This is a genomic window from Diaphorobacter ruginosibacter (assembly GCF_014395975.1).
Lineage (GTDB): Bacteria > Pseudomonadota > Gammaproteobacteria > Burkholderiales > Burkholderiaceae_C > Diaphorobacter_A > Diaphorobacter_A ruginosibacter.
In genome coordinates, this window is sequence record NZ_CP060714.1 from 1,478,384 (window position 1) to 1,492,475 (window position 14,092).

Annotated in this window: 11 protein-coding genes; 3 read left to right on the plus strand and 8 right to left on the minus strand. The window is 66.3% G+C overall.

What is annotated here, in order from left to right; genetic code table 11:
• Positions 1 to 25 precede the first annotated feature (25 nt).
• From H9K76_RS06745 to H9K76_RS06755, 3 genes are all read left to right on the plus strand, one after another.
• A complete protein-coding gene (locus H9K76_RS06745) occupies positions 26 to 1,675 on the plus strand; it encodes an acyl-CoA synthetase (protein WP_246475350.1) in 1,650 nt (549 codons plus the stop codon).
• 692 nt (positions 1,676 to 2,367) lie between these two features.
• Entirely contained in the window at positions 2,368 to 2,823 is a 456-nt protein-coding gene (locus H9K76_RS06750) for a MarR family transcriptional regulator (protein WP_187598997.1), read from the plus strand.
• The gene (locus H9K76_RS06755; RefSeq protein ID WP_187598998.1) at positions 2,820 to 4,052 is read left to right on the plus strand and encodes a multidrug effflux MFS transporter; all 1,233 of its coding nucleotides are present in this window, start codon (positions 2,820 to 2,822) and stop codon (positions 4,050 to 4,052) included. The genes H9K76_RS06750 and H9K76_RS06755 overlap by 4 nt, the downstream gene beginning before the upstream one ends.
• Positions 4,053 to 4,076: 24 nt before the next feature.
• Here H9K76_RS06755 and H9K76_RS06760 read toward each other — a convergent pair whose 3' ends face one another.
• From H9K76_RS06760 to H9K76_RS06795, 8 genes are all read right to left on the minus strand, one after another.
• Entirely contained in the window at positions 4,077 to 5,684 is a 1,608-nt protein-coding gene (locus H9K76_RS06760; protein WP_187599000.1) for a phospholipase D family protein, read from the minus strand.
• Positions 5,685 to 5,782: 98 nt separating this feature from the next.
• On the minus strand, positions 5,783 to 6,850 hold the full coding sequence (locus H9K76_RS06765) for an Ldh family oxidoreductase (protein WP_187599002.1): 1,068 nt from the start codon (positions 6,848 to 6,850) through the stop codon (positions 5,783 to 5,785).
• 397 nt (positions 6,851 to 7,247) lie between these two features.
• Positions 7,248 to 9,101 (minus strand): gamma-glutamyltransferase family protein, encoded by a 1,854-nt coding sequence (locus H9K76_RS06770; RefSeq protein WP_187599004.1) that lies wholly within the window; start codon positions 9,099 to 9,101, stop codon positions 7,248 to 7,250.
• Positions 9,102 to 9,289: 188 nt separating this feature from the next.
• A complete protein-coding gene (locus tag H9K76_RS06775) occupies positions 9,290 to 10,387 on the minus strand; it encodes an XdhC family protein (RefSeq protein WP_187599006.1) in 1,098 nt (365 codons plus the stop codon).
• A gap of 36 nt (positions 10,388 to 10,423) precedes the next feature.
• Positions 10,424 to 10,978 (minus strand): SRPBCC family protein, encoded by a 555-nt coding sequence (locus tag H9K76_RS06780; protein WP_187599008.1) that lies wholly within the window; start codon positions 10,976 to 10,978, stop codon positions 10,424 to 10,426.
• Positions 10,979 to 11,020: 42 nt separating this feature from the next.
• Positions 11,021 to 12,334 (minus strand): vWA domain-containing protein, encoded by a 1,314-nt coding sequence (locus tag H9K76_RS06785; RefSeq protein ID WP_187599010.1) that lies wholly within the window; start codon positions 12,332 to 12,334, stop codon positions 11,021 to 11,023.
• Positions 12,331 to 13,266, minus strand: a complete 936-nt coding sequence (locus tag H9K76_RS06790; RefSeq protein ID WP_187599012.1) for an AAA family ATPase — start codon at positions 13,264 to 13,266, stop codon at positions 12,331 to 12,333. Before H9K76_RS06790 ends, H9K76_RS06785 begins: the two co-directional genes overlap by 4 nt.
• 26 nt (positions 13,267 to 13,292) lie before the next feature.
• Positions 13,293 to 14,087: an FAD binding domain-containing protein gene (locus tag H9K76_RS06795; protein ID WP_187599014.1), complete on the minus strand. Its 795-nt coding sequence runs from the start codon at positions 14,085 to 14,087 to the stop codon at positions 13,293 to 13,295.
• Positions 14,088 to 14,092: the final 5 nt, after the last annotated feature.

The following is a 14,092-nucleotide window of genomic DNA, read 5'->3' on the forward strand; positions in this document are numbered from 1 at the left end:
CCCATCGAGGAATTCAGGAGATAACGTGACACTCAGCATTTACGACCAGCATCTTGACCGCAACGAAGCCAACCACGCGCCACTGACGCCGCTGAGTTTCATCGAACGCACCGCCGAGGTCTATCCGAACCGCACGGCGGTGATCTATGGCGACCTGCGCCGCACATGGAGCGAGACCTACGCGCGTTGCCGCCAGCTTGCGAGCAGCCTGGCCAGGGCAGGCGTTGCAAAGAACGATACCGTGGCCGTGATGCTGCCGAATACGCCGCCGATGGTGGAGTCGCACTTCGGCGTGCCGATGGCCGGCGCGGTGCTGAACACGCTCAACACGCGGCTGGATCCCGAAACCATTGCCTTCATGCTCGACCATGGCGAGGCCAAGGTGCTGATCGTCGATCCCGAATTCGCCCCCGTGGTTGCCAAGGCGCTGCCGCTGCGCACGCTGGACCGGCCGTTGCTCGTCATCGATGTGGTCGACGATGCCTACGGCCCGGCTGCGCAGCGTGTGGGCTCGATCACCTATGACGAGTTCGTGTCCGCCGGTGATCCCGGCTTCGTGTGGTCGCTGCCCGGTGACGAGTGGGATGCGATCGCGCTGAACTACACCAGCGGCACGACCGGCAACCCCAAGGGGGTGGTCTACCACCACCGCGGCGCGGCGACGAATGCCATCAGCAACGTGCTCGAATGGGACATGCCCAAGTTCGCGGTCTACCTGTGGACGCTGCCCATGTTCCATTGCAATGGCTGGTGCTTCCCATGGACGATCGCGGCCCGCGCCGGCGTGAACGTGTGCCTGCGCCGCGTCGAGACGCAGGCCATCTTCGATGCGATCCGCAACCACGGCGTGACGCACTACTGCGGCGCCCCCATCGTGCAGGGCCTGCTGGTCAATGCGCCGGCGGCGATGAAGGAGGGCGTGCCAACGGGCGTGAAGGCCATGGTGGCGGGCGCCGCGCCCCCGGCTGCGATGATCGAAGGCATGGAGGCGATGGGCTTCGACATCACGCATGTCTATGGACTGACCGAGGTCTATGGCCCTGCCACGGTCTGCGCCAAGCATGCCGAATGGGACCAGCTCGACATCGGCGAGCGCGCCCGGCTCAATGCCCGCCAGGGCGTGCGCTACCACCTGCAGCGCTCCGCCGCAGTGCTCGATCCCGAAACCATGGATCCCGTACCGCACGACGGCGAGACCATGGGCGAGATCATGTTCCAGGGCAATATCGCGATGAAGGGCTACCTGAAGAACGCCAAGGCCACGGACGAAGCATTCCGCGGCGGCTGGTTCCACTCGGGTGATCTGGCGGTGCAGTATCCGGACGGCTACATCAAGATCAAGGACCGCAGCAAGGACATCATCATCTCCGGGGGCGAGAACATCTCCTCCATCGAGGTCGAGGACGTGCTGTACCGCCATCCCGACGTCCTGGCCGCCGCCGTGGTGGCCAAGCCCGATCCCAAGTGGGGAGAGACGCCATGTGCCTTTGTCGAACTGAAGGCCGGGGCGCAGACCACGGCCGAGGATATCGTGGCGCATTGCAAGAAGCACCTGGCCGGCTTCAAGGTGCCGCGGGCTGTGGTCTTTGGTGAACTGCCCAAGACGAGTACTGGGAAGATTCAGAAGTTTGAGTTGCGCAAGCAGGCGGGGTCGGTTTTGGCGATTGATGCTTGATGTTTGATGCGGGGTAGCCTGCTTGGGGCTCGGTTCTTTTTTTAGGACAGAGGCCGGGAGTGCCCCCGGCGGGGCAGTAACTTTTTGCGCGCGCAAAAAGTCACCAAAAAGGCGTTTTAATACCCACGGCAAAACTCGCTTTGCGCCTGCGGCGCGCCGCTCAGACAGCCGCCGTGAGTCAGATTAAGGGGAGGGGCATTCGGCACGTCGCTGCGCTCGTGCCTGGGCATCTCGCGACTTCGCGAGATGTACCCTGCCCCAATTCACCCTGCGCGGTTCAAGATGGACGCAGTCTGCTCGCCCGAAGTCGGGCGAGCCCGGCACGAGCGCAGCGATGTGCCGAAAATTCCTATTCCAAACTGTCTCGCGGTGGCTGTCTGAGCGGAGCGCGCAGCGCGAAGTGAGTTTTACCGCGTGCCCCCGCATTCAAAGCGCATTTTTGGTGACTTTTTGGGCAAGACCAAAAAGTTACTGCCCCGCCGGGGGCAGTCCCGGCCTCCACCCTCAAACAACACACCCCGCTTCAGGTTTGCAAACTACCTTCAAACCATGAGCACTCCATGGATTCCCACGTAGTCGCTCTCACAAACAATTGATTTCTGACATAATTGATATGTCATCTATTTGCATATCAATTATTTATGCCCCCCCAGCTCCAAGAAGAGCACCCCCTGTCCCAGGCTCACCAGAACATGATGTTCATGATGGGGCAACTGAACCGGCAATGGCGCCGCGTAGTCGACCGGCGCCTCAGGCCGCTGGGCCTGACCGAGGCCACCTGGCTGCCCCTGATGCACCTCGAGAGGGCCGCCGCCCCCATGCGCCAGAAGGATCTGGCCGCCTCCCTCGGCCTCGACAGTTCCTCGGTGGTCCGTCTGCTCGACGGCCTGGAGGAGGGTGGGCTGATCACCCGGGGTGGACATGCCGATCGCCGTGCCAAGACCATCGACGTTACGCCCAGGGGGCAGGAGACCATCCAGCATGTGAAACAGCTGCTGGAGCAGGATCGCAGCGTGCTGTTCTCCGGCGTTGGCGATGATGAGGTGCTGGCGGCCTTCGCGGTGATGCATCGCATGGGCGGGCAACTGCAACGCCTCGAGTTGGGGGCCGGAAACGAAGATGCGGCAGGGGCAGGGGAGGTTGCATGAGCGACGACACCGCTTCCCCCGATCACACCAGCGTGCGCCGGCATGCACCGCTGTGGCTGCTGGTGATGATCACGCTGAGCGGCACGCTCGCCATGCACATGTTCGTGCCGGCGTTGCCGGATGCCGCGCGCTCGCTGCAGGTGAGCAGCGCGGCCGTGCAGGCCACGATCGGGATCTACATCCTCGGGCTGGCGTTCGGGCAGTTGTTCTATGGGCCGCTGTCGGATGCGCTGGGACGGCGTCCGCTGCTGATGGTGGGGCTGTCGCTGTACTTCGGCGCGGGCCTGGTCGCGGCGCTTGCGCCCAATGTGGAGACACTGGTGCTGGCCAGACTGTTCCAGGCTCTGGGGGGATGCGCCGGGCTGGCGCTGGGCCGGGCGATGGTGCGCGACACGACGTCTGCCGATGAGGCCGTGCGCGCGCTCGCGCTGCTCAATCTGATCATGATGGTCGGGCCGGGACTGGCGCCGCTGATCGGCTCCTCCATGGTGGAGTTGGGCGGCTGGCGCATGGTGTTCGTGTTCCTCTCCGTGCTGGGTGCGCTGACCCTGTTCCTGACATGGCGGCTCGTGCCCGAGACCGGCAGCCCGACCGGGGTGGTCAGCGTCTCGGTGCTGGCGCAGGACTACACCTCGCTGCTGCGCTCACCCAAGTATCTGGGCTATGCGTTCGGAGGGGCCTGCGCGACCACGTCGATCTATGCCTTCATCGCGGCCGCGCCGTTTGTCATCACCGAGCAGTTGCAGCACCCGGTGCGTGACGTGGGCATTGCGCTCGGAATCATCATGATCGGCATGGGGGTGGGCAATGCGATCACACGTCGGCTGGTGCTCAACGTCCCCGTGGAGCGGCTGCTCGTGTTCGGCAACGGCCTGAGCATTGCGAGTGCGGTCATCTTCCTGGGATTGGAGCTGGCGGGCTGGCTCAATCTGCCGGCCGTTGTCGTGCTGATGCTGTTCTTCGCCATGGGTTCGGGCACGGCCAGCCCGGCGGCGCTGTCCAAGACCTTGATGGTGGACGCGCACCATGTAGGCTCGGCTGCGGGAATGTACGGTTTCTCGCAAATGGCATTGGGTGCGTTGTTCACGCTGATGGTGGGCTGGGGCTCCAATCCCGCGCTTTCGGCGGCCATCGTGCTCATCGGCGCGGCAGTGGCAGGGCAGGTCGGTGTGCAGTTCGCCATACGCCAGGAGCGTCAGGAGGCACACAGCGAGGGTGGCTCAAGATAGCCTGTGCGAATCGCGCGGGCTGCGCTACAACAGCCATTCGATCGGCAGCCAGCCGAGGAAAGTCACCAAGGCGCGGCTGTACCAGGTGGTGTGCGGCTCGACGTCGTACACCGGCGCGTTCGGCCCCGTGCCGCCAATCCAGCGCAGCTTGCCGTTCTCGCCGAGCTCGACACGGTAGGCGATGCGCGGCAGCTGGTTGTCGAAGACGCCCACGATCTGCTGCGCCATCTCGGGGCTGTCGATCAGAAAGCCCATCTCCGTATTGAGGTGCGCTGAGCGCGGGTCGAAGTTGAACGAGCCCACGAACAGGCGCTGGCCGTCGACCGCGAAGGTCTTGGCATGCAGGCTGGCGCCCGAACTGCCGAAACGCTGGAAGAACTTCTTGTCGCTGGTTTCCGCGTAGGCCGGCACCAGGCTGCGCATCTCGAACAGCTGGATGCCGCGCTCCAGCATGGCCTTGCGGCGCTTGCCGTAGCCGGCATGCACGGCCGGCACGTCGGTGGCCTCGATGGAGTTGGTGAGCACGCGGACCTTCACGCCCGAGTCCACCAGCTTGCCGAAGGCGTCGACACCGCTCGCGCGGGGCACGAAGTAGGCGGAGACCAGGTCGACGCTGGAATGGATCGTGCCCAATGCCCTCTCGAGCTGCGGCAGCAGCAGGTCGCTGGGCTCGGCGAGGCCCAGGCCCTTGGCCGGATCGTCGCTGATCATGGTGACCGTCACCCAGTGCAGGGGCAGCGTGTGGTCCATGAGCTGGCGCACGAAGGGGCTCTGCTGGATGCTCTGCGTGTACTCCGTTGCACGCGGGGAGGCGAGCAGCGTCCTGGCGCGCGTGGCAAGTGCGTCGAGATCGGCCTGCTCCGCCCGGGGCAGGATGGCGTGTGCCGGATAGGAACTGGCGCTCGCCCAGTAGAGGTCGAATTCGGCAGACACATCCTTGGCCACGGGGCCGATGGCCATCACATCGAGATCGGCAAAGAGCACGCCTTCGGTGGCGCCGAAATACTCATCCCCCACGTTGCGGCCGCCGACGATGGTGGCGCGGTTGTCGGCGGTGAACGACTTGTTGTGCATGCGCCGGTTGGCCCGCTTCAGGTCGGCGACGTAGCCCAGCACCTTGGGCTTGCGCAGCATGAACGGATTGAAGAGCCGCACCTCGATGTTCGGGTGGCGCGTGAGTGCCGCCAGTTCCATATCGAGGCCCGCCGTGCCCACGTCGTCGATGAGCAGGCGAACGCGCACGCCGCGATCCGCGGCGCCCAGCAGCTCGCCGAACAGCAGCGTGCCGGTGATGTCGTTGCGCCAGATGTAGTACTGCACGTCGAGCGTGCGTTCGGCGGCGCGCGCCAGCAGTGCGCGTGCCGCAAAGGCATCATGCGGATCATGCAGGGGGTGGATGCCGGAGAGCCCGGGATGCTGCGCGAGGTCGGGCGCGATGCCGCGTCCTAGCGCTGTCTGCTCTGCCTCCTCGGCAGGGAGTGCATGCGACACGCTGCGTCCCGCGAGCGGCGGCAGGCTGCAGCCGAACAGCGAGAGCAGGCAGGCAACGCCCAGCGACGTCAGGGCGGCCCTGCGCGCACCGCGCCTGGGGCGGCTGCCCGGAATGTCTGCCGTGGTCGGAGTGCTGTTCATGCTGCGGTCCATGGAAAAGAAGTGCGCCTGGGCGTGTGCCGGGCCGGGAGGGGGAGAAAGCCGGGATCGCCCCAGCATACCAGCCCGGGTGCCATGGCCTATGCCGTGGTGCCGCTCTCCTCATGATCGAGGCCGGCCATGGCGAGCAGCTCGCGCCAGCGCTCGGCCTCCACCGGAACGCCATGCTCCAGCGAGCGGGCGCGTGCCTCGTGGCGACGCGATCCGGGCTGCCTTTTCTGGCCGGCGCCGGCCATGGCGGCCACCAGGGTCTCGCATCGCTGCGCGAAGCCCTGTCCGCTCGTGAGACGCGGATCGATCGCGATGATGAGCTGGCCTGTATACGGTGTCTGCGCTCCGGGGTGCCCGCTCCAGTCGAACTCGAACGAGAAGTTGCCGCCGGTGAGGGCCGCGGCCAGCAGCTCCACCATCATCGACAGCGCCGAGCCTTTGTGCATGCCATGTTCGCCACCGAATGGCAGCAGTGCGCCGCCCTCCAGGATCTCGCGGGGCTTGGTTGTGTGCTCGCCATGGCGATCCACGCCGTAGCCCTGGGGCACGTCATGGCCCGCGCGCGCCGCGATCTGGATGTCCCCGTGGGCAATGGCGCTGGTCGCGAGGTCGAACACCACAGGTTCGCCGTTCTCGCGCGGCGCGGCAAAGGCGATGGGGTTGGTGCCGAACAGGGCGGTGTGCCCTCCGCTGGGTACGACGCAGGCCATGCTGTTGACCACGGTGAGCGCCACCAGCCCTTCGCGGGCCAGCGGCTCCACATCGGGCCAGAGCGCGGCGAAGTGGTGCGAACGGCGAATCGCCATCAGCGCGATGCCGTTGGCCCGCACCTTGGCGAGGAACGCATCGCGTGCCGCGAAGAAGGCGGGCTGCGCAAAGCCGTTGGCGGCATCCACTGCGATGAAGCCGGGTGCCTTGTCTTCCACCACCGGCACGGCCTTGCCGTCGACCCAGCCGCTCTTCAAGGTGGACACGTAGCCGGGAATACGGAACAGCCCGTGGCTCATGGCGCCATCGCGCTGGGCCGAGGCGCAGTTGTCCGCCAGGATGGCCGCAACCCCGGGACTGGTGCCGTTGCGCTCGAAGATGCGCTCCAGCACGCTGCGCATGCGCGGGAATGGAATGTGGACTGACTCTACCGGGGACGGGTTCTGCATGGTGCGCTGGATCTCCTGGATGGGTTGTTCTGGTAGTGGATGAGAATACCGGAAGAAAATGGTGCTTCGCGGGATATCGGGGTGGATGGAGCCGCGTGAAGAATGGGTGCGCTGTGTTCGCGGTGAGAGTCTTCGTTTGGGGGTGCTGATATGGCCCCTCATACTTTGTTGCAAAGGCTTGCCGTACCAAAGTACTGTCTGCGCCTTTGCGTCGCGTCTGAGGGGCCATCTCAGCATTGTTGTGACCAGTTCATAGCGGGCGCGCGCTGCTCAGGCTGTCGTTCAAAAGAGCCTTGCGTTTTATCTCGGCAGCGTGATGAACAAAAAACGCAGCGACTTTTGTTCGCTGCGTTCATGCTGGCTCCGGCCAGGGTCGGTATGTTGTGCGGCGATGGGCTCAGTCCCCCATCACGACCCCTTCGCGCCGCGGGTCGGCGCCGCCCAGCCACATCGGCTTGCCGTGGATTTCCGCGCGCGTGATGGCCTGCAGGCCGCTGGTCATGTTCATCTCGCGTACCTCGGCGCCGCGTTCGCGCAGAGCGGACACGGTGGATTCGGGGAAGCGTTTCTCCTCGAGCATCGTCGGCCCGTTGAGCGAACCGAAGTTGGGCAGGTTGATGGCCTGCTGCGGTGTGAGTCCCCAGTTGAAGATGCCGTAGAGCAGCTTGCTGGTGTAGTGGATGATGAGTGCGCCGCCGGGGCTTCCGCCGCTCATCAGCAGTTGGCCGTTGTTCTTATCGAAGACCAGTGTGGGCGCCATCGACGAGCGCGGACGCTTGCCGGGCTCGACGCGGTTGGCGATGGGCTTGCCATCGGCGTCCCGGGGCGCAAAGCTGAAATCGGTCAGCTCGTTGTTGAGCAGGAAGCCCTTGACCATCTGGCGCGAGCCGAACTGGTCCTCGATGGTGGTCGTCATGGCCACCGCGTTGCCCATGCTGTCGACCACGCTGATGTGGCTGGTTCCGTGCTCGATCTGGTCAGGCATGGGGGCGTAGCTGGTCTTCACCATGCCGGGTGTTCCGGGCTTGGCGATGTTCATGCTTTTCGGCCCGATCAGCTGGGCGCGGCCCGCGAGATAGGCCGGGTCGACCAGGCTGCTCCAGCTGCCGGCGGGCGGCTTCACGAAGTCCGGATCGGCAACATACAGGTTGCGGTCCGCAAACGCGAGCCGCGAGGCCTCGTTGTACAGGTACAGCCAATCGGCACCGGGCAACTGGCCCTTGGGATCGTTGGGGCCTGTCAAGCCGTCCTGCAGCGCCATCGCGGTGGCATCGGTGTTCTTCAGGATGCCCAGGATCTGCGCCACGGCAATGGCGCCGGAGCTCGGCGGCGGAAAGCCGCACATGCGATAGGTGCGCGCCGACAGCTGGTAGTCCGTGCACAGCGCCTCGCGCTTCTTCGGCTGGTAGCTGGCCAGGTCGGCCAGCGTCATCCTGCCGGGATTGGTGGGGTGCTTGTTCACCTTGTCGACGATGGCCTGCGCCACCTCGCCCTCCAGCAGCGCCTTCGAGCCGTTCTTTGCGATGCCGCGCAGCACCTTGGCGAGCTCGGGGTTCTTCAGCACGTGGCCCACGGGCCAGGGCTTGCCGTCGGCATCGAAGAAGTAGGCCCGTGCGGTGGGATCGTTCGCAAGGTATTTCTCGTTCGACAGCAGCGTGTTCAGGCGGGCACTGACCTTGAAGCCGTCCTCGGCCAGCCCGATGGCCGGCTCGAACAACCTGGCCCAGGGAAGCTTTCCGTGTTCCTTGTGCGCGAGCTCCAGCATGCGCACGGCACCCGGGACACCGACAGAGCGCCCGCCGACCACGCCTTCGATGAAGGGCATGGGCTTGCCGTCCTTGCCAATGAACAGGTTCTCGTCGGCGGCAGCCGGTGCGACCTCACGGCCGTCATAGGCCTCGACCTTGCTGCCGGTCGCGTGCAGCAGGAAGGCCCCGCCCGCAACGCCGCTGGATTGCGGCTCGACTAGCGCCAGCACCATCTGCACCGCGATCGCGGCATCGACGGCGCTGCCGCCGGCCTTGAGCACCTTGTATCCGGCCTCGGTCGCCAGAGGATTGGCGGCTGCGACGGCGAACTGCGAGGTGGCCCAGCCCGGCTTCTCCGTGTAGCCGGATGCGCCTTCGGGTTGAGCCGCCGCATCCACCTTGAGCGACGGCGTGCTGGAACAGCCGCCCAGCAAGAGGGCCGCGAGGGCGGCAGTGGACAGCAGTGGCAATCGATTGCGAGGGGGCAGGGTGGTGGGGGCCATGACGATGTCTCCTTCTGTTCGGCAAAACGATGGGGTACATCCTAAGGGATTGGCATTGCATCCCATCAGGGGCACGGCCACGCAATGCGGCGTTGGCCTACACGTGGGCCTGCGGAAAACACGCAAGGACGCCGCTGCATCCCCGCAGGGGCGCACCCACCCCCCCTGCACAGATCGCCAACAGGATCTCAGAGGCGCTTGAGGCCGCAGACCAGCGAGTCCGATACGCCAGGTGCCTCGTTGCCCGCCACGCGCAATTCGTTCTTGGCGTTGGCCACTTCCACGTCGCGCGGCAGCGCCACCCCGTTCTTCACGGCCAGGATCTCGGCCATCACGCTCACCGCGATCTCCGCCGGCGTCTTGCTGCCGATGTAGATGCCGATCGGGCCGCGCAGGCGCGCAAGGCTTTCCTCGGTTTCGTCGAAGTACTCGATCATGCGCTCGTGCCGGGCCTGGTTGTTGCGGCGCGAACCAATGGCGCCCACATAGAACGCATCGGTCTTCAAGGCCTCCAGCAACGCCAGGTCGTCCAGCTTGGGGTCGTGCGTGAGGGCCACCACGCAGCTGCGGCGATCGGGCCTGAAGGCCAGCACCACGTCGTCAGGCATGTCGCTCACCACCTTGGCCGCAGGCACGCTCCACGCCCCGCGATACTCGTCGCGCGGGTCACACACGGTGACCGCAAATCCGCTGAAAAGCGCCATCGTCGCAAGGTATTCGGTGAGCTGGCCTGCCCCGATCAGCAGCATGCGGTACTCGGGTCCGAAAGTGCTTTTGAGCTGCGTCGGCGACAGCTGGAGCTCGGTCGGGGCAGCGGCTTCGGCGAGGGTGACGGTCCCATCGGACAATTGCACGATCCGGTCCACCAGCTGGCCTGACTCCAACGCCGTGACCAGTTCGGCCAGCTTCAGCGCATCGGGGTCGTACTCGAGCAGCAGCTCCAGCGTGCCGCCGCAGGGCAGTCCGAAGCGGTGAGCCTCGTCTGCCGTGACGCCGTATTTCACAAAGCCGGGCGCTCCAAGGGGAATGACCTGGGCGTCGGCGTTCCGGGTGCCGGCCGGTGCGGCGTTCGCATAGGCCTGTGTGTAGCGGTAGATCAGATCGTCCTCGATGCAGCCGCCAGAGACCGAACCGACCACCGCACCGTCCTCGCACAACGCCATGATCGAGCCTATGGGGCGCGGTGACGATCCCCAGGTGCGCACCACGGTGGCAAGCAGCGCGCGCTTGCCTGCCGCCCGCCAGTCGTGCAACTGGCGCAATACCATGACATCGAGATTTTCCATGTCGGTGATTCTGCAATGGCTGGAGGATTCCTGCTCTCAGGTGGTTTCTGGGCCTTCGCCGGCCTCCTTCTTCCCGAGGCCCATCTTCTTCATCAACCCGCTCATCATTCCGGTCTTGCCGGCAGCCTCCTCATCCTCGGGCGGGCCGTAGCGGCGCTGCATCTCCTTGTCGAAGCGCTTGAAGAAGTCTTCCGCAAGCGACTTGGCCGCGCCGTCGATCAGGCGCTGCCCCAGTTGCGCGACCTTTCCTCCGACCTGCGCGTTGACGGTGTACGCCAGTTCGCAGCCTGCGTCGTTGGGCAGCAGCGTGACCTTGGCGCTGCCCTTGCCGAAACCGGCGGCGCCGCCCTGGCCATCGAAGGCGATGGTGTAGCTTTGCGGCGGAACGATGTCGGAGAGCGTGATCTGCCCCGAGAACTTGGCCGACACCGGACCGATCTTGAGCGCCATGCCGATGGCATACCGGTTGTCGCCGTTGGCCTCGACGCGATCGCATCCGGGGATGCAGACCTTGAGCACCTCGGGATCGTTGAGCGCGTCCCACGCCTGTTGCTGCGAGACGCCGAGCTGGCGGCTGGATTGCATGTCCATGGGGAACTCCTTCGGTCTGTTGTGTCTGTGGTGTCGGCTGGTTCAGGTGTCCTGGAAACGCCCGACCTGCTGGGGATGTGGCCGTGGGCGAGGGCTGGAGCCGGAATTGGAGCGTGAAGGCGCCCCGGCCAGCAACTGCGCGATGCGAGCGGCCAGCTCGTCCAGGCTCTGCAGGTTGTGCACTGCCAGCATGCCGTCCGCATGCGAGTGCAACTGGGCGGCGCCACGCGCAAGTGGTGCATAGCCGTCAAAGCGAAGCAGCGGGTTGAGCCAGAGAAGCGCGCGGCTGTTGCGGCAGAGCCAGTCAAGCTCGTTGGCCAGCAGCCCGGGCTCGCCGGTATCGAGTCCGTCGCTGATCATCAGCACCAGGGTGCGCTGCCCGGTCAGCCTGCGCGCGTGCTCGCGACGCAGGGTGGCAAGCGACTCTCCCAGCCGTGTGCCTCCCGCAAAATCGTCGATGGCGGCATTGCAGGCTTCCAGCATGTCGTCGGGATCGCGCAGGGCGAAGGCCGGGGTCAGGTCGGTGAGCCGGGTGCCGAAGGCGAACACGTCGCGCCGGAGGTGGCGCCTGGGACGGCGGCCCTGGGTGCCTGCGCCGCCACGGGTCGCCGAATGCAGGAAGGCGAGCAGCAGGCGCGCATAGCGCTCCATCGAGCCGGAGACATCGACCAGGACGAGCAGCGGCAGCGCTTGACGCGTTCGCCGCAGCCTGGGGATGCGCAGTGGCTCACCCGAGTGCCGGGCGGCCTCGCGCAGCATGCCGGGCCAATGCGGCCGCTCCCCACGCGAGCCGGGCTGCATGCGGCGCGTGGCGTATTCCGGAATGGGCAGGGCGATCTCGCGCGCCAGGCGCTCGACCAGCCGGAACTCGCTCGCGCTCAGGGCGTTGAAGTCGGCATGGTGCAGTCGCTGGCGCTCGCTCGCGGTCATCGCCGCGTCGAGGTCGAGCAGGTCTTCCTTTGCGGACTGCGGCGTGCGGCCCTTGTCGCTTTCGCGCGGTGGCGACAGCGCCTCGCTGGTGCGCGGCTTGCGTTGGGGCGGGGTGGGCCGTGTCTCGGTGCGGGGCAGCATCTGTGCGAGCAGCTTGTTCGCGATGTCGGGGTTGCGGAACATGGCGTCGAACAGCTCGGCAAACACGGCGCGATCCTGCTCGCGGCTCACCAGCGATGCCTGCAGCGCGCAGCGCAGGTCATCCCGGCGTGCCAGGCCGACCAGCCGCGCCGCCTCGCACGCGAGGGCGATGCGCGAGCTGTCCAGCGGCACGCCTGCCCGGCGCAGCGCACGCGCGAGCGCCAGGATCTGCTCGGGCAGCTTGCCGCTGCGTGCGTCGCCAAGCGAGGACCTCGGGGTGTTCATGATGGTGCCTGCGCGGGGGCGAGCAGCTCCCTGGCCAGATCCTGCGTGAGCGCGGCCACGTCGTCGCGCTGCTTGAACAGGATGCCCGCGGTGCTGGTGACCACCTCGGGGTCGAGGTCCAGCGTGTCGAGCGCCACCAGTGCCCTGGCCCATTCCACGCTTTCCGCGATGGCCGGTGTGCGCTGGAACGCGCCGGCGAAGGGCTGGCTGCGCAGCCGGTTCACGAACTGGGCCACCTGTTCCGTCAGTGCTGCACCTGCTTGCGGAACCAGCGTGCGCAGGATCTCCAGCTCGCGCTCGCGGCCGGGATGGTCGAGCCAGTGGTAGAGGCAGCGGCGCTTGACCGCGTCGTTGAGATCGCGCGTGCGATTGCTCGTCAGGATGGTGACGGGCGTGCTTGCGGCGCGGATCGTCCCCAGTTCGGGAATGCTGACCTGGTACTCGCCCAGATACTCGAGTAAAAAGGCCTCGAACGGCTCGTCCGCGCGATCGACTTCATCGATCAGCAGCACGGCGCCGGGCAGGGGAGCCTGCAGCGCCTGCAGCAGCGGGCGCTTGATCAGGTAACGCTGCTGGTAGATCTCGCGCTCGAGCTCCTGCACGCCCTCGCTGCCCGCATGGACATGCTCGGCGGCGCGCATGTGCAGCATCTGCGCGGAGTAGTTCCATTCGTAGAGCGCATCGCGCAGTTCCATGCCGTCGTAGCACTGCAGCCGGATGAGATCGCGCTGCAGCACCCTCGATAGCGCCTTGGCCAGCTCGGTCTTGCCCACGCCGGGCTCGCCTTCCAGCAGCAGCGGGCGCTGCAGGCGCAGGGACAGGAATACCGCCGTGGCCAGCGGCCGGTCGGCGAAGTAGCCGGCCCCCGCCAGAGCCTGCATCACGCCATCGATGGATTCAAGGGAGGAAGATGTCGTGATGCCGGAACTCATGGCGAACGCTGTGTCGTTATCGAAGCTCAGTGTCCCAGCGCCCTGGCGACCGCGCGCTGCGTCTGCACGCTGATCAGGTTGGCGCGGTAGGCGGCGGAGCCATGCAGGTCGCTGGAGAGCTCTGCCGCATCGATCGGTACGCCAGCCGCCGCTTCGGGGGTGAAGCTCTGCTGCAGCGCCGCCTCGAGCCCCTGGTGGCGGAACACCCCATTGCCGCCGCCCGTGACCGCGACGCGCACACCGTCATCGGTCTGCGCGACGAACACGCCGATCAATGCAAAGCGCGATGCGGGTTGCTTGAACTTCATGTAGGCCGCGCGCCGTGCGATGGGAAAGCGGATGGCGGTGATCACCTCGCCATCCTCGAGCGCCGTCGAGAACATGCCCAGAAAGAAGTCATCCGCCGCGATCTCGCGCCGCGTGGTGACGACCGTTGCGCCGAGGCCGAGCACGGCGCTGGGATAGCATGCGGAAGGATCGTTGTTGGCCACCGAGCCGCCCATCGTGCCCATGGCGCGTACCTGGCGGTCGCCGATGTGCGCAGCCAGGTCGGCCAGGGCGGGGATGGCGTCCTGCACGTCCTTGCTCGAGGCCACGTCGGCATGGCGTGTCATTGCGCCGATCACGATGTGGTTGCCGTCGCGCCGGATGCCTGCAAGTTCCCTGATGGCGCCCAGGTCGGCCAGGGTCTCGGGGCTGGAAAGGCGCAGCTTCATCGATGCGAGCAGCGTCTGCCCGCCGGCCAGCAGCCTGGCTCCCGAGCCCGCCATCTGGGCCGCGGCGGCGAGCGTGGCGGGGCGTTGGTAGTCGAATGTGTACATGACGG